Raw genomic sequence first — 22992 nt, forward strand, 5'->3', positions numbered from 1 at the left:
CGTCGGAAGCAATCTGATGCCGTTACTTGCGGGGCTTCGGTTCGGATCACCAAGGTTGGTTGGCGGGCCCGACCGTGAACTCGTTGATCGTGGTGTCTTCCGGTGCGTCGATGGCGAACGCAACCACGTCAGCGATCCGATTGGGCGAGATTCCGTATTTGTCATAGGTATTCTGCATCGCGGTGGCCGTGCCTTCGTCGCTGATTGTTTCAAGCAGTTCCGTGTTGATCGCGGCCGGATAGATGGTCGCGGTGCGGATGTTAGTCCCTTCCATGGCGGACTCCATGCGCAGCACTTCCATGAAGTCGCGCACGAACCATTTCGTGCCTCCGTAGACCGCGCCGTTCGGGTAGGCCTTGAGCCCGGCGACCGAAGAGGTGGCGATGATGTGTCCGGATTTGCGTGCGAGGAACTCCGGCAGCACCGCGGCGACGCCGTTCAGGACGCCCTTGACGTTCACGTCGACCATCTGGTGCCAGTCCTTTGTCTTCAGTGCCGATAGTGGCGAGATCGGCATGAGGCCGGCGTTGAGGAACATGACATCGACGCGGCCGAACGCCTCCCGGGCCAACTCGACGATAGCGTCATTGTCCGACTGCTTCGTAACATCCAGTTCCATGTAGGTCGCCTGACCGCCGTCCTTAGCGATCTCGTCGGCGATCTGCTTCAGCCTATCGGCGCGCCGCGCGCCAAGGACGACCTTGGCGCCTTTGCTCGCGAGCAGCTTCGCGGTTGCCTCGCCGATGCCTGACGATGCTCCGGTGATGATTACGACCTTGTCCTTGATCATGGCAGTTCTCCAAAGTTGAGGGTTTGGTTTCTCAGGCGCCGTATTGTGCGTCCGTCACATGCTCCATTCAGTCGACGACCTTGCCGTCCTTAACCTCTTGGAGCGCGATATGGCTCATAGCTGTCTCGGGCGCCGCCCCATGCCAGTGCTTCTCTCCCGGTGCGAACCAGACGACGTCGCCGGGCCTAATCTCCTCGACCGGACCTCCCTCGCGCTGAGTGCGGCCTCGGCCGGAGGCGACGATCAGCGTCTGCCCCAGCGGATGCGTGTGCCAGGCCGTGCGGGCGCCCGGCTCGAAGGTCACCTGAGCGCCTTGGACTCGCGCGGCGTCGAAGGGGTTGAAGAGCGGATCGATCCGCACCGTGCCGGTGAACCAGTCCTCCGGGCCTTTGCCGGAAGGCCTCGTGCCTGCGCGAAGAATGTCCATAACTGATCTCCCTTGTGTCCTCAGATGCGTTCGATGTGGAGCGAGAACTCGCCGCGCACATGCAGGGCCTGCTCGCCCCCGTCGAAGCGGCCGAGCCTGATCAGCCCTGGATGGCGGTAGTCCTCGTAGAACATGGCCAGGTTGCCCCAGGGCATGAAATAGCAGAGGTCATAGGGCTGCTCGTTGGCGAACGGACCGCTGCCATCCTCCGTCAGCTTGCGCGGCAGATAGGCGATCTTCTCGTTATGCGCATAGTCCTCAATGTTGAGGTCCAGCGGCAGCATGGAGAAGAAGTCGCGCGCCGACGGATTGTCGTAGAGCGTGGCAGTCATGGTGCGGCCGTTAAAAGTCATCCTTATCTTCATGTCGGTGGGCTCCTGGCTGGCTGGGGCCTTGCCCTCTTGGCTGGCGGCTGCGCGCGGCAGGGCCGCCACCGCGAGCGCGGCGCCGAGCAATGTCCGGCGGCTGAGCGTCGCATGCTCGATGGTCATTGCGAGGATCTCCGGGCCGTATGCGAAGCGGCGAAGGCGGCGAGCCCCGATCCACAGAGCAACACCGAGCCAAAAGTGAACGCTCCCCACCAGCCGACCGTATCGAAGAGCGTGCCGCCGATGGCGGCGCCTCCGGTGATGGCAAGCTGGATGACGGCGACCTGCAGCCCGCCGCCGGCCTCCGCGTCGTCCGGCAACGTGCGGCTGAGCCACGTGCCCCAGCCAACGGGCGCGGCGGTGCCGAAAAAGCCCCAGGCAACGAGCAGCAGCCCTGTAGGAACCGGCAGCGTGCCGAACGCGATCAGCGCAACTGCCAACGCGGCCATGACCAGTGGGATGACTATGAGAATGCCGAACAGGCGTGTCCGCAAAAGCCGGCCGACGCACCAGGTACCGAGGACCCCCGCCAGCCCCATCCCCAGCAGGATCGCCGAAAGCGAGGCGATGTCGAGTCGGGTGACGCTCTCGAGGACGGGGCGCAGATAGGTGAAAAGCGCGAACTGGCCCATGAACAGCATCATGATCGACGCCATGCCGATGGCGACTGGAAGACGTCCCAGCAGCGCCAGCGGATTGCCTGGACGCTTCCTCCGGCGCGGGGGCAGCGCCGGCAGGCTGGTCCACTGCCAGACCAAAGCCAGCAGCCCGAGCGGCACGACGAGAAAGAAAGCGCCGCGCCAGCCGATATAGGCTCCAAGAAAGCTACCCACCGGTGCGGCAATCGTGGCGGCAATGGCATTGCCAGCGTTCAGCATGGCGAGGCCCTTTGGAACCATGTCTTGCGGCATCAGGCGCATGACGATCGCGGTCGACATCGACCAGAAGCCGCCGATCGCGATTCCGAGCAGCGCACGGCCAACCATGAGAAACGCGTAATTCGGCGCAAAGGTGACAGCTAGCCCTGAGATGATGAGGAGAAGGGTAAAGCCGGTGACGACTAGAGCGGTTCGCGTTATGGCTGAATCGGGATTCCCAAGGTTGAGCAAATCAGATTCGATGTTCTGACCGTTGGAGGTCGGAAAATATGGCGAAGCCTTATTCGATGGATCTTCGGGAGCGGGCGCTTGCCCGCCTTGAAGAGGGTGAAACGAGCCGCGAGGTGGCTGCGGCGCTGAAGGTGGCGGTGTCGAGCGTAATCAAGTGGGCGGCGCGCAAGCGTCGCCTTGGCAGTGCGGCACCCGGCAAGATGGGCGGTCACCGGCCCTATCTGATCGATGGGGAGCACCGTGCTTTCGTTCTGGGCGAGGTTGAGCGAGATGCCAACGTGACGCTTCATCAATTGACGGCGGCACTGGCTGAACGTGGTCTTACCATCCACCCTGCGAGCGTCGGGCGCTTCCTGCATCGCGAGGGCAAGAGTTTTAAAAAAAACCATTCTGCCGGCCGAGCAGCTCAAGCCAAAGCTGATGCGCCGGCGAGCGCAATGGATGCGCTACCAGACCCGCATTGACCCTACGCGCCTGGTCTTCCTGGATGAGACATGGGTCAAGACCAACATGGCGCCATCGCGCGGCTGGGGTGTGCGTGGCAAGCGGCTGATGGCCCACACGCCACATGGCCATTGGAAGACGATGACCTTCATCGCAGCACTTCGCCATGACCGGGTAGAGGCGCCGTGGGTCATTGACGGTCCCATCAATGCGCAAGCCTTCCGTGCCTATGTCGAAACCGAACTCATCAAAACCCTGAAGCCGGGGGACATCGTCATTCTCGACAATCTCGGTTCCCACAAGGGCCAAGCCGTCCGCGACATCGTCAGAGCTGCTGGGGCGCGGCTCTTCTTCCTGCCGCCCTACAGTCCAGATCTCAACCCAATCGAGAAACTGTTCGCCAAGCTCAAGCACTGCATGCGACGTGCCGCCAAACGAAGCATCGAGGCCGTACACAACGCCATCGCCCACACCCTCGACCAGGTCAGCCCAAACGAATGCAACAACTACATCGAAAGCGCTGGCTATAAGTCAACCTAAATGCGAACCGCTCTAGCCGGCGATCGGTCCGGCGCGTGAGGCCGGCGACCAGCAAGCTGGTCACGACGGCGAAAGCACCCGAGATCGAGATCGCCTGTCCGGCGCGGCCCGCGGTGATACCGAGACCGGCCGCGATCGGGGAGAGCAGGCTGACTGGCATGAATTCCGACGCGATAAGCACGAAGACGCACAGCGACATCGAAAGCACCGCGCCCCATGCGGAGCGGGCTTCGACGAATCTCGTGTCGTAGGTCGTTTCCATAATTGGCATCCTTGCAAGGCGACCGGGGCGGATCAGCCGCCACCCCCGTCGCCATGCCGGAATATATCGATGCGGAACCCATTCTATTAGACTGAGTAATTCGCATGAACTTATCCATTCATGATATAAATGCTCGTCAGGAGAGGTGACCTATGCAGCGCGATGGCATGAAGGATCTGCTATGGTTCGTGGCGGTCGCCCGGGAGCGCAGCTTCACCAAGGCGGCAGCCAAACTCGGAACCTCGCAGTCGACCCTGAGCTCGACGATCAAGGAGCTGGAAGCTCGTCTTGGCGTCCGCCTGCTGACTCGCACGACACGGAGCGTCGCCCCGACGGAGGCCGGCGAGCGGCTTTTCCAATCCCTTGTTCCTCGCTTCGAGGAAATCGAAGCCGACCTTGCAAGCCTGGTGGCCTTTCGCGACAAACCCTCCGGAACGGTCCGCATCACGCTGTCCGACCATGCGCTTCAGACAACCGTCTGGCCGAAGCTGCAGCCCGTGCTCAGCGACTATCCCGACGTGCGCGTCGAGCTCTATAGCGACAACGGCATGAGGAACATTGTGGAGGAGCGCTTCGACGCAGGCGTGCGGCTCGGCGAGAGCATCGACAGGGATATGATCGCAGTGAGAATCGGTCCGGACTGGAGGCTCGTGGCCGTGGCTTCGCCGGAGTACTTTTCCCGCCATCCGGTTCCGACCGCGCCTCAGGATCTGGTCGATCACGACTGCATAAACATGCGGCAGACGACGTTCGGCGGATTGTATGCCTGGGAATTCGCCAGGGATGGCCGCGACCTTCGTGTGCGGGTGGAAGGACAACTCACCTTCAATTCGTCCATACCCATGATCGAGGCTGCGATGCGCGGCTGCGGGATCGCCTATGTTCCGGAAAATCTGGTGAGCCAGCACATTGCCAAGGGACGGCTTAGGCTCGTGCTTGACGATTGGAGTCCGCCATTTGCGGGCTATCACCTTTATTACCCGAGCAGACGGCAGCTCTCGCCTGCGATGGCGGTGCTCGTCGAGGCGCTCCGCCATCGCGTCTGACCCAGCCAAGCCACTCCTTGCGCTGGGTTGTGAGGGGACGGTGCGGGTGGCGACGTTCCACCGCAGATCGCGGAGGTCTTCACCGTTCAGATCTTGCGACAGCAACGATCATCATCCAGCCAACTTTGAGGTTGTTTGCGATGGCTGCTCCAGGAACTTTCGCCCTGACACCGGACAGTCCGCTCCCGGCCCAAAAACAGCCGCGCTCCCACCCTATGGTCAACACGGGTTCTCGACCCTTTTGTGAAATGAAAGAAACACCGCGTGCATGGAAAATTAGTCCTCCACTTGATCCTTCGGTTCGCCAGACCATACGAGATCATACGAGAGATATGGGTTGGCGAACCAACCGCTAACATATTGATTTTGTATAGAAAACGCTGACCCTCCGGGCCCACCATTACCTAAGTCTTTTATTAGATTGTGTAATTATCGCCCTTTATCCAGAAACGCACACCTGGAGCGGGCGACGTATCTATGGCGCAAAGACTCGGGATTCTTCTTCCAGATGCGAATCCCTGCCGGGAACCTGGGGCTTCATTGCGGCCGAGACGATCCTGCACCAGAACAGGTGATCGCGTAAGCCTACATACATGGCAGACGGCACCGAACCCCAGAAGCACACCGGAGGCATGGGGGTGATCGCCGGAGCCTACGGTCTTGCACGATCGCCGGTGTCGCCCTGGCCTGAACGTCCCGGAAGCGCTTCATGATCATTATTCGGCTGTGGTCGTGAATTGCAGGGAGCCGTAGGGGTGTTGGTGGATGTTTCGTCTTCGCCATCTAGCGGATTGGTTTTTGATAGTTACGCCCGCTTGTCGTCCGGATGGCCAAGCTCGCAGAACCACCCGCCCAGATACTTCACCGATGGCGCCTTGGGATCCGGAATCTGCGTCTTCGCCTCGACCGCTGCGCGGAATGGCTCGGCGCTGTCTTGCGGGATGAACCCCAGATGGTTGGCGCCGCTGTTGTCGACCATTTTCAGCTTGTTGTCGGATATGCCGAACGAGATTGTGTGCCCGACGCGCGGCGCCGTCAGTGCTGCTTCGACCAGACGAACGCAGTCGGCGAAGGAAAGATACGACCACAGCATGCGTCGGTCGGCCGGTTCGGGAAAGGACGAGAAGATACGCAGGCAAGCCGTCTCAATGCCGAACTTGTCCCAGTAGAGCCGGCTCAGGCTTTCGACGAAATTCTTCGACACGCCGTAGAGGCTGTCGGGGCGCACCGGCGCATCGACGCCGATATGGGCTTCGACTTCATGATAGCCGATGGCATGCACCGAGGAAGCATAGATAACCCGCTTCACGCCGTGCTTCCGGGCGCCTTCGTAGATGTGGTAGGATCCGCGAATGCTGGAATCCAGGATCGTTTGCCATTCGCATTCAAGCGGCGCACCGCCGAAATGCACGATCGCGTCGCAGTCCTTGGTGGCCGCAAGTGTAGCCTCCATGTCGGCGAGATCGAAGACCGCTTCTTCCTCGTGAGGAGCAAGATCGCCGAACGGTTCGCGACCTGCCAGGCGGATCGTTTTTGCCAGCGGCACCAGCCCCTTTCGCAGTTCCGAGCCAAGCCGGCCGGCGGCGCCGGTGATCAGGATGCGTTCGTAATGCGGCATGGTCTACTCCACTTGCGCGACGGCGGCGTTGATCCGCGCGATAGCCTCGGCAAGCACCTCCTCGCTGGTGGCGGTGGAGATACGAAAATAGGGTGAAAGTCCGTAGGCAGTGCCCGGCACCGAGGCCACGCGGCCTTCGTTCAGAAGATAGGTCGCCACCGCCGTATCGTCCTCCAGCATGACGCCTTTTGGGGTCCTGCGGCCGATCAGGCTGGCGCAACCGATATAGGCATAGAATGCGCCTTCCGGCGGCGGCAGCGTCAGGCCGTTTATGCGCCTTATGCCATCGACGACCAGGTTCCTGCGCGCCTCGAATGCATCGCGGAAACGAGCCACCTCGTCCTGCGGGCCGTTCAGTGCGGCGACCGTCGCCGCCTGGGCAATCGAGCAGACCGAAGTGACCGACTGGCTCTGGATGATCGACATCGCCTTGACGAGTGGTGCCGGGCCGGCTGCATAACCGACACGCCAGCCGGTCATCGCATAGGCCTTGGCCACGCCGTTGACGATGAGGCTTCGGTCCTTGAGGTCAGGGCAGGCCTTGCCGAAGGATACGAATTCGCGGTTATCGAAAATGATGTGCTCATAGATCTCGTCCGACAGGATGAGCGCCTGCGGATGCCTGGCAAGGACAGCGCCAAGCGCCTTGAGATCGTCGGCCGAGTAGACCGCTCCGGATGGATTGCCGGGCATGTTCAGGAACAGCCACTTGGTTCTCGGCCCGATCGCCTTTTCCAAGAGTTCGGGCGTCAGCCTGAAGCCGCCGCTTTCCCTGCATTCGACCGTGACGGGCGTGCCGCCTAGCAGCTTCACCATCTCAGGATAGGAGACGAAATAGGGCGCGGGCAGGATGGCCTCGTCACCGGGTTCCAGCGTCGCCATCAGCGCGTTGAAGATGATCTGCTTGGCGCCGTTGGCCACGACGATGTCGTCGGCCGTGTAGTCCAGTCCGTTCTCGCGCCTGAACTTCCCGGCCACGGCCTCGCGCACTTCCGGCGAGCCGGCTGCGGCGGTGTAGAGGGTCTGGCCCGCTTTGGCGGCTGCATAGGCCGCTTCGATGATGTGGGCAGGCGTCGGAAAATCAGGTTCGCCAAGGCCAAGGTCGATGACGTCGACGCCTTTGGCCCGTAGCGCCTTGGCCGCCTGCGAGGCGGCCATCGAAGCCGACGGCTTGACCACGGACAGGCGCGAGGAAATGTAGCTCATCGGCTTTTCTCCGAAATATAGCCCCTGGACACGTCCTGTGCCCGCGCCTCCGTACTGCGCCTGGAGGGATCGCCATAGCCGCCACCGCCAGGAAGTTCCAGCACCAGGCGACGCCCTTCCGGAACGTGCTGCCAGCCCTTGGGGCGCATCAGCGTGCCATCGTCGAGCCTGACGATGCCGGCTATCCCGTCCTTGCCGCCATCGCGCCCCTTGGCTGGATGCCTGACCCGGTCGAACATGGCGGAAAAATCGAACTCGTGGCCTTCAGTGGCCGCGATTTCGAGGATCTGGCCGAGGCCGCCGCGAAATTCCCCGTCGCCCCCGGAATCGGGACGCAGTTCCTTGCGCCAGATGACGATCGGCCCGGTGTGCTCGGTCGCCTCGATCGGCATGGTATGGACACCGGACGGAAAGGCGGTGGCGGACAGCCCGTCCAACGTCGGGCGGGCCCCCATGCCGCCGGAATTGAACATCAGCACCTCGGCGCGGCGTCCATCGCTCCCGGCGACCGGCCTGACCGAGATGTGGATGTTCCACAGTGCCGCCGCCCCTTCGGCAAGGATCTGGCCCGGCAGCGCCTTGGCCAGCGCGCCCAGCACCAGATCGGGCACCATATGGCCGATGACGTGCCGCAGGGAGACCGGCGCCGGCCGCGGGGCGTCCAGGATGTTGGTCGGCGACGATATAGTGAACAGAGCAAGCGAGGCCGCATTGTTCGGGATCTCCGGCGCCACGACGCATTTCAGGGCGTAGCAGGCATAGGCCTTGCTGTAGATGATCGGAACGTTGATGCCCCATCGGCTTGTCGGATCGGTGCCGGAGAAATCGACATTCAAATGGTCGTCGTCAATCGAGACAGCTGCCACCAGCTTGACCGGCGTATCGTAGCCGTCGGTCACCAACTCGTTCGACCAGGTGCCTTTCGGCAGCGCCTTGATGCGCTCCAGCGTCGCGTCATGCGTGCGCGTGAAGATGAACTCTCCCAGCCTGTCCAGCGATGCCAGGCCGATCTCCTTCATCATGTCGACCAGGCGGCGATGGCCGACCTCGTTGCAGGCGGCCAGCGAATAGAAGTCGCCGACGACCTGGTTCGGCTCGCGCACATTGGCGCGCAGGATCTTCACCAGATCGAGGTTCACCTTGCCGCGCTCGGCGAACTTCATGATCGGGATCTGGATCCCTTCCTCGTAGACTGACTTGCCATCGGCGCCGAAGCCACGTCCGCCAACATCGACCACGTGCGCGGTGCAGGCGAAGAATGCCACCAGTTCGCCGTTCAGGAACGAGGGCGAGACCATGGTGATGTCATGGAGATGGCCGGTGCCTTTCCAGGGATCGTTGGTGACATAGGTGTCGCCCTCGTACATCTCCTCGCGCGGGATCTCGTTCATGAACTGCAGCACGGCCTCGGCCATGGTGTTCACATGCCCGGGCGTACCGGTCACGGCCTGCGCCAGCATCTCGCCGCGCGGATTGAACACGCCGGCCGACAGGTCGCCCGATTCACGCACCGACGTGGAGAAGGCCGTACGCAACAGGGTCAGCGCCTGCTCCTCGACCACCGAAATCAGGCGATTCCACATCACCTGCATGCGGATTTCCAAGATGTCGCTCATGCCTGGACCCCTTTGCGGATCAGGAGGATCGAACCGTCGCTCTGTAGCGCGGCATCGAAGAGAGTGGTGACGACCGTCGACGTCTCACGCTCGACGATCACCGCCGGACCGCTGATGCGATCCCCTGGCGAAAGGTCGGCGCGTTCGATGATGGCTGAAACCTGCACGGTTCCGGTCGCCGGATCGAAAACCTCGCGCGTTTGCGAAGCGGCGACGGTCCTGGTCCCCATGGTGATCTCGTGCCTTGCGGGCGCCGGCCGCACGTCCTGCGCCTTGACCGACCAGGTGACGATCTCGATTTCCAATCCGTCGAGGCCATCAATGGCACGGCCGAAGAAGCGCGCATAATTGTCCCGGAAGGCGTCCTTGAGGCTCACCTCGTCGCCGGGCTTGAACGCCCTGTCGGGCAGCGGCACCGGGATTTCCCATCCCTGGCCGGCATAGCGCATGAAGGCGGTGATCTCGCGGGTGATGGCATTGTTCGTGCCGGCTCGCACGAAGCTCTGGGCGGTCGTCTTCAGCCCGTCGAGCAGCGCATTCACCTCGCATGCATCGAAGCGCGACAGCCGCATCAGCTTGGAAGCCAGCGCCTCGTAGCCGAACGGCGCCTTGAGGAAACCGATGGCCGAGCCGACGCCGGCGCCTTGCGGGACAAGGCACTGTTCGACGCCAAGCTTCTCGCACAGCCGCGCCGCATGCAGGGGCGCTGCACCGCCAAAGGCGATCATGACATTGTCGGAGATGTTCTTGCCGTTTTCCACCGCGTGGACGCGGGCGGCATTGGCCATATTCTCGTCGACGACCTCGCAGATGCCGAAAGCGGCGGAAACGGAATTGAGCGAAAGCCGGGTGCCGACATCGCGGGTGATCGCCTGCTCGGAAGCCTGCGTGTCGAGCCTGATGGCGCCGCCGGCGAAATTGTCGGGATCGAGCTTGCCCAGCACCAGGTCGGCATCGGTGATGGCTGGGCGGCTGCCGCCACGCCCGTAGCAGGCGGGACCGGGTTCGGACCCGGCACTTTCCGGGCCGGTCTGGATGCGGCCCATGGCGTCGACCCAGGCGATCGAGCCGCCGCCGGCGCCGATCTCGATCATCTCGATGACCGGGATCGAGATCGGCATGCCGGAGCCTTTGCAGAAGCGATAGGTGCGGGCGACCTCGAAGGTCCGCGCCGTGCGCGGCGAATAGTCCTCGATCAGGCAGATCTTCGCGGTCGTTCCGCCCATGTCGTAGGAGACGACGGAGTCCAGGTCGAAGCGCCGCGCCACGTCGGCCGCAAAAATGGCACCGCCGGCCGGACCGGACTCGACCAGGCGCACCGGAAATTCGGACGCGGTTTCCACCGAGATCAGTCCGCCGCCCGAGTGGATCATGAACACCGGACAGTTCGCCCCCATCTCCTTCAGCCGCACCTGGAGGCGCACCAGATAGTCGGCCATCTGCGGCCGGACATAGGCATTGGCGCAAACCGTGTTGAAGCGTTCGAACTCGCGCATCTGCGGCGAGACCTCAGCGCTGATGGAAATCGGTATGTCCAGCTTTCTGGCGAGGATCGCGCGTGCCCGCTGCTCATGCACCGGGTTCATGTAGGAATGGATGAAGCCGATGGCGACGGCGCCGAAGCCGCCCGCGGCGATGCTGTCGGCGATCTCGTCGAGCGCTGCTTCGTCCAGCGGCTGCAATTCCTTTCCGTCCGCGCCGATGCGCCCCTTGACCGTATAGCGATGCTCGCGCGGGATCAGCGGCGGCGGCAGCTTCAGGTTCAGATCATACTGTTCGAACCGGTTTTCCGTGCGCATCTCGATGACATCGCGAAACCCTTCGGTGGTGACCAATGCCGTCTTGGCGCCACGCCGTTCGATGAGCGCGTTGGTCGCCAGCGTGGTGCCGTGAATGACGATGTCGAGGTCCGCCAGCGTAATGCCGGCGTCGCGCACGACGATCTCGATCCCGTCGAGGATAGCCTGTTCGGGGGCGGCATAGTTGGTCAGGATCTTGGTGGAAAAGATCGTGCCGCGCACATCGACCACAATATCGGTGAACGTGCCGCCGATATCCGCGCCGAGACGGATGTCATTTGCCGTACTGGTCATGCGTTGGCCTTATGCGAAGCGAGCGCTGCGTCGCGCATTTGGGAAAGGGTTTGACGCGGCGTGATCGCCTCCGGGGAAATATCCAGCTCCAGGACCGCGCCGGTCGGGGATGCCAGCGCCCTGCCGAAAGCGCCGGCGAACTCCCCCGTCGCGCCGACCCGCTCGGCGTGGAAGCCATAGGCCCGGGCGATGCCGACAAAATCCGGGTTCTCGATGTTCGTTCCCGACACGCGCGCCGGATAGTGCCGCTCCTGATGCGCGCGGATGGTCCCGTAGATGCCGTTGTTCAGGATGAGGACGATCGGCTGCGCCCCGGCCTGCATCGCCGTCCCCAACTCCTGGCAGTTCATCTGGAAATCGCCGTCACCGGCAAAGCAGACCACCGTGCGTGAGGGAAAGGCCACTTTGGCCGCGATGGCCGCCGGCAGGCCGTAGCCCATGGCGCCGGATTGCGGTGCAAGCAGCCGCGCCTTCTGCCCGAACCTGAAGAACTTGTTTGGCCACACGGTGAAATTGCCGGCGCCGTTGGTCAGGATGACGTCGTCGGGCAGCGTTTCGCGCAGCCAGTGGCTGACTTCGACCATGTCGACCGGGCCCGGCTGGGCAGGCGCGGTGAACGTGCCCTCATAGCTTTGGCGTGCCTGCGACCGCCACGCGGCCCAGTCGCCCTTGACCGGCGAGAGCGCCTTGGCGAAGGCGTTCGGCCCGGCATGGATGCCAAGCGCCGGCACATAGATCTTGCCGATCTCGCGATCCGAAGCATGGACATGGATCAGCTTCTGCTTCGGCTCGGGCACGGACAGCAGCGTGTAGCCATCCGTGGTCATCTCGCCGAAGCGCACATTGATCGCCAGGATCACATCGGCGTCCCGGATCAGCTTCTTGACATGCGGGACCATGCCGACACCGGCCTCGCCGACGAAGACCGGTGAGCCATTGTCGAACTGATCCTGGAAACGGAACGCCGCGACCACCGGAATGTCGGAGGTTTCGGCGAAAGCCTGGAGCACGGCACGCCCGTCAGCTGACCAGTTGGCACCGCCGATCAGGATGACCGGTCTGCTGGAGGCGGCCAGCATGGACCGGGCCTCGGCCAGCGCATCGGCATCGGCCGCGGCCTCGAACACCCTGGCAGGCCCGCTGAGCGCCGCGACATCGGTCGGCGTGGTCAGCATGTTCTCGGGCAGGGCGATCACCACCGGGCCGGGCCGCCCGGTGAGCGCCGTGGTCCAGGCCCGGGCAATGATTTCCGGCAGGCGCTCGACAGCGTCGATCTCCACCGCCCATTTCGCCATCGTGCCGAACACCGCGCGGTAGTCGATTTCCTGAAACGCTTCGCGGCCGCGCATGTCGGTGCCGACCTGGCCGACGAACAGGATCATCGGCGAACTGTCCTGCATCGCCGTGTGCACGCCGATGGACGCATTGGCGACACCCGGTCCGCGCGTCACGAAGCAGATGCCCGGCGAACCCGTCAGCTTGCCATAGGCCGAGGCCATGAATGCCGCGCCGCCCTCGTTGCGGCACAGCACGTAGTCCAGCTTTCCACGAGTGTCGTGCAGCGCGTCCAGCACGGCCAGATAGCTTTCGCCCGGCACACCGAAACTCTTGGTCGCGCCGAGCGCGATCAGGCATTCGACAAGAAGGCGACCGCCATTGCGGATCATGCTGCGACATCCTTCATTCAGGCGGCAAGCGGATCGAGCCTGCCTTTCGGATTCATACGTGCACGCTGGCGCATCGAGACGAAACCAAGAAATGCCGTCTATTCGAAAGTTTTTCTTTCCCGAGAGGCGCGCACCAGGACGTCCGGGTTCATCGTGCCCAGCGGATCGAACGCGCCTTTGAGCCGCGCCATGAGCTCTCGCTCCACCAGGCCGCGATTGCGGTCGGCCATGACCACCTTTGCCCGGCCAAGCCCATGCTCGGCGGCAAAGCTGCCGCCCATCTGAGTGGCAAGAGATGACAGCGCCTCTGCGAACAGCTCGGCCTTGCCGTCGAAATCGGCACGACCTTCCGGCGGAGACAAATTGTAATGGATGTTTCCGTCGCCGAGGTGCCCGAACGGGTTTATCCGCACACCGGGAAGAATGCCGCCGCAGATCTTCGCGCCAGCCTCGACGAAACGGGCGATTGCACCTGGAGGGACGGAGATGTCGTGCTTGAGTTGCTCGCCTTCCAGCCTTTGTCCCTCCGGTTGCTCCTCGCGCAGCCGCCAGAATTGTGCCCGATGCGCACCTGTCGCCGCCAGCGCGCCGTCGCTAACCAGGCTCTGTTCCATGCCCCATTCCAGAGCCGAAGCCAGGATCTCGTCCAGGGGAACGCGTGACGACCCCGATGCCAGTTCGACCAGCAGATAGACGTCGCCCCGTGTCTCCAGTTGGTAGGCAAGGTCGGGCACGTGCTTGAGCGCCAATCGCAGGCCCACATCGGAGAAGAACTCGAGGCCAGTCAGGAATTCCCCGGCCTCGCCGCGCAGGAAGGCGCCGAACGAAACGGCGGCTGCAAAGCCGGGCAGGACCAGAAGGGCGCTCGCTTGCTGCCGAGGCTTGGGGTAGAGCCGCAGGATCGCGCGCGTGACGATGCCGAGCGTGCCCTCAGCGCCACAGAACAGCTTGCGCAGTTGATAGCCGGCATTGTCCTTCTGCACCGCGCGCAGTCCGTCCCAAATCCCGCCATCAGGCGTCACGACTTCGAGACCCAGGGCGAGATCCTGCATCATGCCGTATCGGAAAGCCTGGCTGCCGCCCGCATTGGTGCCGATCAGGCCGCCGATCCTGGCGCTGCCTTCTGCGCCCAGACGCATTGGAAACATCAGGCCATTCGGTTCCAGCGCCTCGTGCAGCGTTGCCAGCACGACACCCGCCTCGACGACGATCGATCCGCTGTCCAGATCCGGCTTCCCGATCGCCGTCATGCGTGACAGCGAGACGATCACCGCATTCGGCTGCTCGGCGACGGCGGCGCCGCAAAGCCCGGTGTTCCCGCCCTGTGGCACCACCGCCAGCCCTGCCTCGCGACATAGCTTGACGACACTGGCAACCTCCGGCGTATTCGCGGGCCTGGCAACGCCCAGAGGTGCGACGCCGTAGCGATTGAGCCAATCGCGCCGGTAGGGCTCGGCATCCCGGCCCGAAAGCCAGCCTTTCGGCCCGAGAACCTCGTGCAGCGCGGTGGCGGGATCGGTCATTGATTTACCCGAGTTAGCTGAGGGCGTGCCGTCCGACACGTCCCGGATCGTTGCTTCCAATCAATGACCCAGCACCTGCGACAGGAATTGTCGAGTGCGCTCGTTGCGGGAAGAGGTGAAGAACTCGTCCGGAGGCGCTTCTTCGAGGATCTCGCCGCCGTCCATGAAAAGCACCCGGTCCGCCACGCGACGCGCAAAGCCCATCTCATGCGTCACGCAGATCATCGTCATGCCTTCCGAGGCAAGCGTGACCATGACGTCAAGCACTTCGGAAACCATTTCCGGATCGAGCGCCGAGGTCGGTTCGTCGAACAGCATGATCTGCGGCTGCATGCAAAGAGCGCGTGCAATGGCGACGCGCTGCTGCTGACCGCCGGACAATTGGCTGGGATATTTCATGGCCTGCTCGGGAATGCGCACCTTCTCCAGGTAGTGGCGGGCGGTTGCCTCGGCTTGCGCCCGCGGCTGCTTGCGCACGATCATCGGGGAGATCATGCAGTTCTCCAGCACCGTCATGTGCGGGAACAGGTTGAAGTGCTGGAACACCATGCCGACTTCACGCCTGATCTCGTCGATATTGCCGACATCGTCGTTGAGCTCGGTCCCGAGCACCGCGATGCGGCCGCCATTGTGCTGTTCGAGGCGGTTGATGCAGCGGATCATCGTCGATTTGCCGGAGCCGGAGGGTCCGCAGACGACGATTTTTTCGCCCCGTTGTACGGAAAGGTTTATCCCGCGCAGTGCTTGGAACGTGCCGTAGTATTTGTCGAGGTTTTCGATGCGGAGCGCTGGCTCACCGGTCGAATTGGTTGAGATCACCTGCACGCCTCCTTACCGTTCGCTGACCGACATGCGGCGCTCGAGAAAGGCGCCATAGCGGGATAGGCTGAAGACGAAGATGAAGTAGATGAAGGCGATGAAGGCATAGACTTCGACATAGGCGAAGCGCCATTCGCCGGTGCCATAGGCGGCATTGCCGGAAGCCAGGATCTCGAAGAAACCGACGATGACCACCAGCGAGGTCTCCTTGAACGAGATGACGAACTGGTTGATCGTGGCCGGCATCGCGTTGCGCATTGCCTGAGGCAGGAGGATGCGGCTGATGCGTTGCCAGTAGCGCATGCCGAGCGCCATGGCAGCCTCCTCCTGTCCTGTCGCAACGCCCTGCATGCCGCCTCTCACGATCTCAGCCTGATAGGCGGAGAAGAACAGAGCGGAGCCTAGGATCACGCGGTAAAGCTTGTCGCCCTGCAGCCATTGCGGCAGCGCGAACGGCAGAACCACTGCAAAGGTGAAGAGGATCGATATCAGCGGAAGCGACCGGACCCCGTCGATGATGAGGCCGGTGGTCCGCGAAATCCAGGGCAGCTCCGACCGGCGCAGCAAGGCCAGGCAGATCGCCAAGGGGAAACCGATCAGGCAGGTGGTCACGAAGATGAACAGGGTCAGCGCCAGCCCGCCCCAGGCTTCCTCGCCGACATGGGCAAGGCCAAGCACGCCGCCTTTCATCAATACGTAGAAAAGGCCTGTTCCGGCTCCCCATACCAGCGCGATCCGGCGGCCCGTCCAGAACGCCGGGATACAGCTCAGCACCGTCATCACCACAACGGCGACGCAGGCCAGCGCCGAGCGCCATTGTTCCTCGTAGGGATAGAGGCCGAAGAAGATGATCCGCCATCTCGCTGCGATGACCGACCAGCAGGCTCCCGCTGCCGCCTGGCAGGCTTCCGGCCCGCCGCTGGTGGTGAAGACAGCCGAGAAAACCGCCCAATTCAGCAGCTTCCAGACCAGGAAGACCATGATCGTCAGACAGGCCAGCGACACCACCGCCTGAAGCGGCGTCGCGAAGAAGCGTCGCCTCAGATCCTCAAGCCTGCCGGGAGCGGGTGGAGCGACAATGACCATCTCCATCTCTCAGCCCCTCAGTTGATTGCCCTTGAGGGCAATTGCCTTGTTGATGCGGTTGAAGACGGCGGCAAGGCTGAGGTTGATGGCGAGGAAGCCTGCCATCAGGATGCCGATCGCTTCGAGGGTTTGCCCGGAATGGTTGATCGTCAGCGCCACAATCATGAAGAAGTCGGTGAAGCCCACGGCGATGCCCATCGTCGTCGCCTTCATCAGCCAGACATACTGATTGGCAAGGATCGGCAGCATGGCACGCAGCGCCAGCGGCAGCCGCACCAGCGTGAAGACCCGCCAGGGACTAAGGCCCAAGGAAAGAGCTGCCTCGACCTGGCCGGTGCCGACAGATTTGAAGCCTCCGCGCACGATCTCCGCAATGTAGGAGCCGCCATAGATGGCGATGGCGATGGCGAGGGTGGCGAACTCCGGAGGGATACGCAGGCCGCCTCTCAGATTGAGGCCTTGCAGGGCAGGGAAGTCCAGCAGCGGCGTATCCGGCAGACGTCCGAGAGCCAGAATGATGGTCGCGCAGGCCAGTGCCGCTGCGGCGGCGGCAAACTGGATGGTGCGCCGCTGGCCGATCGGCTGGGCAAGGAGCGACGTCCTGCCCAGCCAGGCCGGCAGCACGATGGCCGCGATCACAGCCACTGTGGCTGCGGCAAACGCGGCACTGCCGACGTTCGGGAATGGGATGTAGAGTCCTCGGCTGGTGAGCAGGAAGCCCCAGGCTTCGTGCGCGCTGCGCGGCGTCGGCAGGTGCGTGATGATCGCATACCAGAAGAAAACCTGGAGGATCAGCGGAATGTTGCGGAAGATGTCCACATAGGTACGGCCGAGCAGCCGCGCCAAATCGTTCGAAGACGTCCGCGCCAGACCGACGATCGTTCCCACGATCGTCGCCAGTATCAGGCCGACGCTCCCCAGGAACAGCGTGTTGATGATGCCGATGAGGAAGTACCACCAATAGGGATCATTGGCCGTGGCGGGCAGCAGCGAGAAATTCACATCCCAACCCGTCGACTTGAACAGAAAGTCGAATCCGGAGGTGATCCCCTGATCAGCCAGGTTGCGGCGGGCGATCACGATGCCGGCAAGCACCATCGCGGCGATCGAGCCGACATAGAGGACCTGCAACAGCGCGTTGCGGACCTTTTGATTTCTCAGCAGGCTGACCATCCAAAGATCCTTGCCGAATTGTCGCCGACCCCGCCCGGCTGTGCCGGGCGGGGCCTGGAGCGGGTGAGTTAAGGACGGATCAGTCGATCACCAGCGGGAACAGGACACCGCCATTGTTCCAAAGGTTGGTCAACTCGCGGTCCATCTTGTAGGGCGAGTCCTTGCCGAGGTCGCGCTCGAAGATTTCGCCGTAATTGCCGACGTTCTTGATCACCTTGTAGGCCCAGTCATCATCGAGACCGAGACCCTTGCCCATGCCTGGCGTGACGCCGAGGAACTTGGCGACTTGCGGCGAGGTCGGCTTGGCCTTGACCTCGTCGACGTTCTTGGAGGTGATGCCTTCCTGCTCGGCGAAGATCAGCGTGCTCAGCGTCCAGTTGGCGATGTCAACCCAATTGTCGTCGCCTTGGCGCATGATCATGACTTCAGGCTCGACGGCGAGCACGTCGGGCAGGATGACATGGTCGTCGACCTTGCTCTTGGCGATGCGCGCAATGGCGAGCGTCGGGCCCCACTGCGCATAGAGATCGCAGCGTCCGGAGAAATAGGCCTGCTCGAGCTCCTCGGTCTTTTCGATGAGCACGGGTTCGAGCTTGATGCCAAGCTTGGCCGTATAGGCCGCGACCTGCTGTTCCTGCGACGTGCCGGCGGGAATGCAGATCGTGCCGCCGGCCGCATCCTTGAGCGACTTGAGGTTTAGCTCCTTGTGCGCCATCACCTTGGTCGTTCCGAGGTAATAGGACATGGAAAATTGCAGCCCGAGCTCGGTGTCGCGGCTGAGCGTGCCGCCCGACGCCTTGATGATGATGTCGACATCGCCCGATTGCAGGGACGGCCAGCGCTGCGCCCAGCTGATCGGAACGACCTTCAGTTTTGCCGGGTCGCCGAGCACGGCCGTGGCCACCGCCCGGCAGAGATCGATGTCCATGCCCTTCCAGTTGCCCTTGTCGTCGACTTCGGCGAAGCCGAGATAAGACCCGTCATGGCCGGTGCAGTTGAGCACGCCGCGCGCCTTGACGGCTTCCAGCGTCTTGCCGCCGGCGGCTTCTGCCGGCGCTGCAAAATGCACAAGTCCAAGGGCCATGGCTGCGGCCCCCCATTTCATCGTCTTCATGTTCCGTCTCCACTGTTGAGGTTGTTTGGTTTCTTGTTGTTGGAGGCCCAAAAGTTCTCTTTCGGAGCTCTGTCTCAAAGCCGCTCCTAATCGGAAAGCGGGGTCGGTTTCGGCACGGAGGAAATCTTCAGATCGCTGCCCCAGTCCTGCTGGGCGAGCCATCGATGAAGGGCGGCGACCGCCTTCACGCGCAGGTGCCCGCGCGGGACGATCAGGTAGAATCCAGGAACTTCTTCCGGCCGCATATCGGCAAGGGCGTCGCGCCCGACCGGAGCGACCAGCGCGCCCGACCTCAAATCTTCCTCGGCGTCGATGACGGAGACGAGACCGACGCCGATGCCTTGCAGGGTTGCACGGCGCATGGTCGCGGCATCGTCGAAGCTGATGCTTCGGTTGCCGTCCGTCTGCTCGATGGCAAGGTGGCGTAAAATGTCTGGCCAAAGGCGCTTCGACTTGACGGTGTCCAGCAACGTGAACAACGTCAGGTCCTGCGCCGACTTGATGCTCTCGCCGATGGCCGGAGTGCAGCAGATGACCTTCGGATCAGGCACCAGCAGTATGGTCTCGTAGTCCGGCCAATTGCCGTAGCCCCACTGGACGGTCATATCGATGTCGTCGCGTCCGAAATCGGGCAGATCGACCATCGTCGTCAGGCGCAGATCCGCACCGGGCAATATCTCCCGGAACAGAGATAGGCGAGGCAGCAAATAGTGGGTCGCGAAATAGGGGCTCGCATTCAGGTTGATGCGGTCCCGGTAATTCGACTTGGTGACGCGGCGAACACCTTCGGAAAATTCATCGAACCCAGCTTTGACATAGTGCGAGAGAAGGATGGCAGACTCGGTCAATTCGACCGACCGCCCCTTGCGTTCGAACAGTGTCACCTGAAGCGTGTCCTCCAGTAGCTTGATCTGCTGTCCGACGGCCTGCGGCGTGACCAGCAATTCATCCGCCGCCTGCCGAAAGCTCTTGTGCTGCGCGACGGCGTGGAAGACGCGAAGCGCATTCAGCGAGGGAAGGCGAAGCTTGCCGGTCATCGTCTATTCCACCTCCTTTCGCTTGCGTTCCTGTTGGACAATTCAGCGCCGCCGGCGCCGCGAAAATAGCTCAGGCGTATATATAACCACCTGAAACAATTACATTTTCTCCCGTCATGTAGGTATTCTTGGGGCCGCCGGTCATGAGAACCCACTCGGCAATCTCCGCAGGCTCGGCGCCACGACCCAGCGGGCTCGCCTTGGCCAGTTCCTCGAGGAAGCCGAGGGCCTTGGCCCGCTCCGTGGCCATCCCTGCGGGGGCCACCGAATTGACCAGGATCCCGTGTTTTGCGACGTCATGGGCAAAGGAGCGCGTCAGGCTGACCACGGCGGCCTTGGTTGCCGCATAGTGGGCGTTCTGCGGATGCGCCTTGAAGGCATCGACAGAGGTCAGGTTGACGATCCGGCCACGCACATGGCTCTTCGGCTCCTGCGATTGCATGTGGCGAACGGCTGCCACCATCATGTGATAAGTGCCCTTGATGTTGATGCCATTGGAGGCATCCCAATCGGCGTCGCTGATCTCGAGGAGCGGGCGGCGAGGGTAGATCGCGGCGCAATTGATCAGCGTGTCGATACGCCCGAGCTTCGAAACGATGGCGTCGAAGGCGGCGTGGCACTGAGGGCCGACCTGGATGTCGCACAGGGCGGCCGCGGTCGGCAGGCCGTTGGCCTTTGCCGGTGCGAGAGCGGCTTCGGCGGCGTCCTGGTTGATGTCGATGATGCCGATCTTTGCAGCCCCGGCCTCTACAGCCATCCTGGCCAAAAGCGCGCCGAGGCCAGCGCCGCCGCCTACGATCAGAACGGAAAGATCCTTCATTCCAGTTTTTCCTTACTTGGTGCCGCTTGGCGAGGTTGGCCATGTCGGCATGATGTCGAAACGGGTAACGTCGGCCCATGCGGGCAGGCCGAGTACCGCGACCACCATTCTGGCCACGTCATCCGGCTGCACCACTTTGCTGGCGTACATGGCCGCGCGCGCCTTTGCGTCGAGGATGTCCTGGTAGAGCTGCGTCTCGACACGGCCGGCGACGATCTCGGTGACACGGACGCCTGATGGGGAGAGGTCGGCGCGCAACGCGGCGGCAAAGCCTGATATCGCCGCCTTGGTGGCCGAATAGACGGCAATGTTGGAATATGCCGCGTGGCCCGCGGTGGAGCCGGTGAACAGGATGTGGCCAGCCTGCCGCTCGCGCATCTGCGGAACGACGAGGCGGGTAAGCAGGATTGCCGCGCTGAGGTTGACCTCCAGCGTGGTGTCGATGTCGGAGATTTTCATGTCGGCGAAATTGCCCAATGGTGGCATGATCCCGGCATTATTGATCAGCACGTCGATGGTCAGATCCGCCAGAACAGCTTCCAGCGCCTCGCGATCGGTCACGTCGACGGCGATGGGCACGATGCCGGATCGCTCGGCCTGCAACGCCTTGAGCGCGGCTTGGCTGCGCCCGACCGCATAGACATTGTAGCCGGCGTCGCTCAGTGCGATCGCCATGGCCCGCCCTATGCCGCTTGTTGCACCTGTGATGAAGGCTGTCGTCACGTTGGCTTCCCTGATTGCCTGATTCAGTCTGCGGCCTGGGCCGATGCCGCGAAACCAAGAAAACCAGCAAAAAGGAAAGATAAACTTTCGAATTCTCTTTTCCCGCCCGAAAACCGGGCAGGTGGTCACCACGGCGCCGAGGCTGAAAATCGAAGGAAACGATGGGAAAACGATGTTCTCAACCTGCGGGAAACGGTTCAGGTCAGCTGGCGGAGCCAAAACATGGCTTTCGCAATGCGGTGGCTAATCTGGGTGAGTGCGAATGCCTTAGGTGATCGAAGCCGGGGGCCTTACCCGCCTGTCGGAGCAGGCCTCTTCATATCGGTAAAGAGCGAGGCCGCAGCCGCCTGCTGCTCTGCCTCTGTCGCCGCGACGCCCGAAGCCCGTGCCAAAGCGCGCACACGCCCGAGGCTGTTGTGCAGATGCTTGCGCATGGCCTGGCGAGCAGCACGACCGTCCTGCCTTTCGATGGCATCCACGATGGTTTTGTGCTCGTTGTGAATGCGTGCGTAATAGCTGTCCTTGAGCGCCGGCGTGACCACGTAGCCCAGTTGAAAGCGTGGAACGATCATCGGCCTGAGATAGCTCAGGAAGCCGTGGATGAATTCGTTGCGCGCGGCTTTGGCGATCGCCAGATGGAAATCATAGTCGTAGTGGATCTGGACGACAGCGGGATCCGCTTGCTGGGCGTCGACCTTTTCCATCAGGGCTCGGATTCCGTTCGCCTCCGCATCGGTGCGCCGTTCCGCGCATAGCCCGGCGGACTCCACCTCGACACTCAATCTCAGTTCGAGCAGGGCAATGGTTTCCGGCAAGGTCCTCAGCGCCTCGTCCGGTATCGAGAAATTGCGCGGCGCCGGCGTTTCGCTGACGAACATGCCGCGGCCCTGCTGCGGCACCACCATCCCTTCGGAGCGCAATCGCGCCACCGCTTCCCGCACCACCGTCCGGCTGACGTCGTACTCGGCACAAAGCTCCGCCTCGGTCGGCAATTGCGCGCCGGGAAGCAGAGATCCGGAACGGATCTTTTCGGACAGACTCTCCGCCACGACAGTGGAAAGCGGTTTGCGCTTCGTCATCAGTCTCCCCTTAGCCAGATTCGCGATGATGCCTGAACCGGCAAGGCCATTCAAACCGCCGCGGTGACGATCAGCTCGACCAGCATTCCAGGCTTGGCCATCCGTCCTTCGCCGGAAGAGCGCGCGGGTGCATGCTCCTTCGGCATCCATCCGTCCCAGACCGTGTTGACCTCGTCGAAATCCCTGACGTCGTCCAGCCACATCTGCACGTGAAGGATACGTGTCTTGTCCGTACCGGCCTTGGCAAGCAGGACGTCGACCTTGCCAAGCGCCTCGCGCATCTGGTCGGCTGCGGACTGACCCGGCTTTGCGACCTGGCCGGTGAGGTAGAGGGTGCCATTGTGGATGACCCCGTGGTGGATGCGGGTGTCGAAGTCGAAGCGCTTGATGTCACTCATTGGATTGTCCTTGGGTCAAATTTCCGGCCTCCGC

Annotated in this window: 20 protein-coding genes and 2 pseudogenes; 2 read left to right on the top strand and 20 right to left on the bottom strand. The window is 62.7% G+C overall.

Annotated elements, in window-relative coordinates; translation table 11 throughout:
* Positions 1 to 46: 46 nt before the first annotated feature.
* The 4 genes and pseudogenes from A9K65_RS14085 to A9K65_RS14100 all read right to left on the bottom strand — a co-directional run.
* Entirely contained in the window at positions 47 to 790 is a 744-nt protein-coding gene (locus A9K65_RS14085) for an SDR family oxidoreductase (protein ID WP_064995513.1), read from the bottom strand.
* 67 nt (positions 791 to 857) lie between these two features.
* The gene (locus A9K65_RS14090; protein WP_064995512.1) at positions 858 to 1217 is read right to left on the bottom strand and encodes a cupin domain-containing protein; all 360 of its coding nucleotides are present in this window, start codon (positions 1215 to 1217) and stop codon (positions 858 to 860) included.
* A gap of 20 nt (positions 1218 to 1237) precedes the next feature.
* Positions 1238 to 1708, bottom strand: a complete 471-nt coding sequence (locus A9K65_RS14095; RefSeq protein ID WP_064995511.1) for a cyclophilin-like fold protein — start codon at positions 1706 to 1708, stop codon at positions 1238 to 1240.
* Positions 1705 to 2649: pseudogene (locus A9K65_RS14100) on the bottom strand (MFS transporter); the annotation flags it as partial. The pseudogene A9K65_RS14100 and the gene A9K65_RS14095, both read right to left, overlap by 4 nt.
* An 83-nt stretch (positions 2650 to 2732) precedes the next feature.
* Here A9K65_RS14100 and A9K65_RS14105 point away from each other — a divergent pair.
* Positions 2733 to 3678, top strand: a protein-coding gene (locus tag A9K65_RS14105; RefSeq protein ID WP_198327564.1) for an IS630 family transposase whose coding sequence is annotated in 2 segments (ribosomal slippage) — positions 2733 to 3071 and positions 3073 to 3678 — 945 coding nt in all. Because the reading frame shifts where the segments join, the coding sequence is not laid out codon by codon here.
* Between the two features lie 13 nt (positions 3679 to 3691).
* On the opposite strand, the pseudogene A9K65_RS14110 reads toward A9K65_RS14105, so the two are convergent.
* Positions 3692 to 3940 (bottom strand): annotated as a pseudogene (locus A9K65_RS14110) (MFS transporter); the annotation flags it as partial.
* Between the two features lie 152 nt (positions 3941 to 4092).
* Here A9K65_RS14110 and A9K65_RS14115 point away from each other — a divergent pair.
* A complete protein-coding gene (locus tag A9K65_RS14115; RefSeq protein ID WP_064992573.1) occupies positions 4093 to 4986 on the top strand; it encodes a LysR family transcriptional regulator in 894 nt (297 codons plus the stop codon).
* Positions 4987 to 5791: 805 nt separating this feature from the next.
* Here A9K65_RS14115 and A9K65_RS14125 read toward each other — a convergent pair.
* From A9K65_RS14125 to A9K65_RS14195, 15 genes are all read right to left on the bottom strand, one after another.
* The gene (locus A9K65_RS14125; RefSeq protein ID WP_063168731.1) at positions 5792 to 6604 is read right to left on the bottom strand and encodes an NAD(P)-dependent oxidoreductase; all 813 of its coding nucleotides are present in this window, start codon (positions 6602 to 6604) and stop codon (positions 5792 to 5794) included.
* A 3-nt stretch (positions 6605 to 6607) separates the two neighbouring features.
* Positions 6608 to 7810, bottom strand: coding sequence for a pyridoxal phosphate-dependent aminotransferase (locus tag A9K65_RS14130; RefSeq protein WP_064992572.1), 1203 nt, complete (start codon positions 7808 to 7810; stop codon positions 6608 to 6610).
* The gene (locus tag A9K65_RS14135) at positions 7807 to 9426 is read right to left on the bottom strand and encodes a hydantoinase B/oxoprolinase family protein (protein WP_064992571.1); all 1620 of its coding nucleotides are present in this window, start codon (positions 9424 to 9426) and stop codon (positions 7807 to 7809) included. The genes A9K65_RS14130 and A9K65_RS14135 overlap by 4 nt, the downstream gene beginning before the upstream one ends.
* Complete coding sequence (locus A9K65_RS14140) at positions 9423 to 11519, bottom strand: hydantoinase/oxoprolinase family protein (RefSeq protein WP_064992570.1); 2097 nt, start codon at positions 11517 to 11519, stop codon at positions 9423 to 9425. The genes A9K65_RS14135 and A9K65_RS14140 overlap by 4 nt, the downstream gene beginning before the upstream one ends.
* The gene (locus A9K65_RS14145; protein ID WP_064992569.1) at positions 11516 to 13186 is read right to left on the bottom strand and encodes a thiamine pyrophosphate-binding protein; all 1671 of its coding nucleotides are present in this window, start codon (positions 13184 to 13186) and stop codon (positions 11516 to 11518) included. The genes A9K65_RS14140 and A9K65_RS14145 overlap by 4 nt, the downstream gene beginning before the upstream one ends.
* 98 nt (positions 13187 to 13284) lie before the next feature.
* Positions 13285 to 14709, bottom strand: a complete 1425-nt coding sequence (locus A9K65_RS14150; RefSeq protein ID WP_064992568.1) for an FAD-binding oxidoreductase — start codon at positions 14707 to 14709, stop codon at positions 13285 to 13287.
* A 60-nt stretch (positions 14710 to 14769) separates the two neighbouring features.
* Positions 14770 to 15528 (bottom strand): amino acid ABC transporter ATP-binding protein, encoded by a 759-nt coding sequence (locus A9K65_RS14155; RefSeq protein ID WP_027161621.1) that lies wholly within the window; start codon positions 15526 to 15528, stop codon positions 14770 to 14772.
* A 12-nt stretch (positions 15529 to 15540) separates the two neighbouring features.
* Entirely contained in the window at positions 15541 to 16620 is a 1080-nt protein-coding gene (locus A9K65_RS14160; RefSeq protein WP_064992567.1) for an amino acid ABC transporter permease, read from the bottom strand.
* A gap of 3 nt (positions 16621 to 16623) precedes the next feature.
* Complete coding sequence (locus A9K65_RS14165) at positions 16624 to 17787, bottom strand: ABC transporter permease subunit (RefSeq protein ID WP_013530399.1); 1164 nt, start codon at positions 17785 to 17787, stop codon at positions 16624 to 16626.
* Positions 17788 to 17866: 79 nt separating this feature from the next.
* Positions 17867 to 18901 carry an amino acid ABC transporter substrate-binding protein gene (locus A9K65_RS14170; RefSeq protein ID WP_013530400.1) on the bottom strand — a complete coding sequence of 345 codons (1035 nt, stop codon included), beginning with the start codon at positions 18899 to 18901 and terminating at the stop codon, positions 17867 to 17869.
* 86 nt (positions 18902 to 18987) lie between these two features.
* Positions 18988 to 19938, bottom strand: a complete 951-nt coding sequence (locus A9K65_RS14175) for a LysR substrate-binding domain-containing protein (RefSeq protein WP_013530401.1) — start codon at positions 19936 to 19938, stop codon at positions 18988 to 18990.
* A 70-nt stretch (positions 19939 to 20008) separates the two neighbouring features.
* Positions 20009 to 20758, bottom strand: a complete 750-nt coding sequence (locus tag A9K65_RS14180; protein ID WP_063168723.1) for an SDR family oxidoreductase — start codon at positions 20756 to 20758, stop codon at positions 20009 to 20011.
* A gap of 12 nt (positions 20759 to 20770) precedes the next feature.
* Entirely contained in the window at positions 20771 to 21481 is a 711-nt protein-coding gene (locus tag A9K65_RS14185; RefSeq protein ID WP_064992998.1) for an SDR family oxidoreductase, read from the bottom strand.
* A gap of 290 nt (positions 21482 to 21771) precedes the next feature.
* Positions 21772 to 22560: a FadR/GntR family transcriptional regulator gene (locus tag A9K65_RS14190; RefSeq protein WP_064992997.1), complete on the bottom strand. Its 789-nt coding sequence runs from the start codon at positions 22558 to 22560 to the stop codon at positions 21772 to 21774.
* Between the two features lie 50 nt (positions 22561 to 22610).
* A complete protein-coding gene (locus A9K65_RS14195) occupies positions 22611 to 22958 on the bottom strand; it encodes a RidA family protein (RefSeq protein ID WP_027161626.1) in 348 nt (115 codons plus the stop codon).
* Positions 22959 to 22992 lie beyond the last annotated feature (34 nt).

This window comes from Mesorhizobium sp. WSM1497 (assembly GCF_001672455.2).
Lineage (GTDB): Bacteria > Pseudomonadota > Alphaproteobacteria > Rhizobiales > Rhizobiaceae > Mesorhizobium > Mesorhizobium ciceri.

Excerpts from the sequence above, each read along its gene's own strand:
- A9K65_RS14180 (WP_063168723.1), bottom strand. The coding sequence starts at position 20,758 with ATGAAGGATCTTTCCGTTCTGATCGTAGGCGGCGGCGCTGGCCTCGGC.
- A9K65_RS14170 (WP_013530400.1), bottom strand. The coding sequence starts at position 18,901 with ATGAAGACGATGAAATGGGGGGCCGCAGCCATGGCCCTTGGACTTGTG.
- A9K65_RS14195 (WP_027161626.1), bottom strand. The coding sequence starts at position 22,958 with ATGAGTGACATCAAGCGCTTCGACTTCGACACCCGCATCCACCACGGG.
- A9K65_RS14115 (WP_064992573.1), top strand. The coding sequence starts at position 4,093 with ATGCAGCGCGATGGCATGAAGGATCTGCTATGGTTCGTGGCGGTCGCC.
- A9K65_RS14145 (WP_064992569.1), bottom strand. The coding sequence starts at position 13,186 with ATGATCCGCAATGGCGGTCGCCTTCTTGTCGAATGCCTGATCGCGCTC.
- A9K65_RS14135 (WP_064992571.1), bottom strand. The coding sequence starts at position 9,426 with ATGAGCGACATCTTGGAAATCCGCATGCAGGTGATGTGGAATCGCCTG.
- A9K65_RS14175 (WP_013530401.1), bottom strand. The coding sequence starts at position 19,938 with ATGACCGGCAAGCTTCGCCTTCCCTCGCTGAATGCGCTTCGCGTCTTC.
- A9K65_RS14140 (WP_064992570.1), bottom strand. The coding sequence starts at position 11,519 with ATGACCAGTACGGCAAATGACATCCGTCTCGGCGCGGATATCGGCGGC.
- A9K65_RS14130 (WP_064992572.1), bottom strand. The coding sequence starts at position 7,810 with ATGAGCTACATTTCCTCGCGCCTGTCCGTGGTCAAGCCGTCGGCTTCG.
- A9K65_RS14095 (WP_064995511.1), bottom strand. The coding sequence starts at position 1,708 with ATGACCATCGAGCATGCGACGCTCAGCCGCCGGACATTGCTCGGCGCC.
- A9K65_RS14165 (WP_013530399.1), bottom strand. The coding sequence starts at position 17,787 with ATGGTCAGCCTGCTGAGAAATCAAAAGGTCCGCAACGCGCTGTTGCAG.
- A9K65_RS14160 (WP_064992567.1), bottom strand. The coding sequence starts at position 16,620 with ATGGAGATGGTCATTGTCGCTCCACCCGCTCCCGGCAGGCTTGAGGAT.
- A9K65_RS14125 (WP_063168731.1), bottom strand. The coding sequence starts at position 6,604 with ATGCCGCATTACGAACGCATCCTGATCACCGGCGCCGCCGGCCGGCTT.
- A9K65_RS14190 (WP_064992997.1), bottom strand. The coding sequence starts at position 22,560 with ATGACGAAGCGCAAACCGCTTTCCACTGTCGTGGCGGAGAGTCTGTCC.
- A9K65_RS14085 (WP_064995513.1), bottom strand. The coding sequence starts at position 790 with ATGATCAAGGACAAGGTCGTAATCATCACCGGAGCATCGTCAGGCATC.
- A9K65_RS14150 (WP_064992568.1), bottom strand. The coding sequence starts at position 14,709 with ATGACCGATCCCGCCACCGCGCTGCACGAGGTTCTCGGGCCGAAAGGC.
- A9K65_RS14090 (WP_064995512.1), bottom strand. The coding sequence starts at position 1,217 with ATGGACATTCTTCGCGCAGGCACGAGGCCTTCCGGCAAAGGCCCGGAG.